Raw genomic sequence first — 660 nt, forward strand, 5'->3', positions numbered from 1 at the left:
CCTGGGTACTGATAAGAAGATGAAAACAGCAAATAACCCTAAAGCCACACCTAAGACTACTATGCCTTCAACAGTGGTTCCACTTATCTCGCCATAGCTGGGAATAAGGTAAATTAAAATTAGCGAAATTGGTAATCCTATATAGTATTTTGCCCCCTTTTTCAGAGTTATTAGACTCTGAGCCATTAATACAATATTGCTAAACTTTTTATTTAAATTTTTCTTTCCCTTCTTTAATGTACGCCCAATCATTATGGTTATTAATTTAAATTGAACTTGATACGCAACGAACAATCACGTAAGAACACCTCCTTAACCATGGTACTCACGCTTCAATCCTTCTCAGATGACTGCCTAGATGCATATTATTCCATTATCCGCTCAATTCCTAAGCCGAGCGTATTCCTATATAAATGCCAACCAGCATCTCCTCTATTAAAGGACTGAAGACACTACATAGGATATGCTGACCTCCTGCCCGCCTAAAGGTTCCCTTAGGGCGGTTCACAAGTTTACCGCCTTCATAACTAGTGGGCTTTAGAGCCCCTCCGTTCATCCAGCAGTAGACCAATGACTGGATCTTCAGCCAAATTACCCCTATCCCTTTTCCCTCACTCCACCCTCCTTAGGACTCAAGAATAAGTATTATTGAAGAGGGAC

1 protein-coding gene is annotated in these 660 nt (G+C 40.6%); it reads right to left on the reverse strand.

Translation table 11 applies throughout. The annotated features are described in order from the left end of the window. Positions 1-186, reverse strand: a 186-nt coding sequence (locus DMP16_RS10585) for a hypothetical protein (protein WP_143577253.1), incomplete at its 3' end; no start/stop codon positions are given. Positions 187-660 lie beyond the last annotated feature (474 nt).

Source organism: Sulfolobus sp. B1 (assembly GCF_007050195.1).
GTDB lineage: Archaea > Thermoproteota > Thermoprotei_A > Sulfolobales > Sulfolobaceae > Saccharolobus.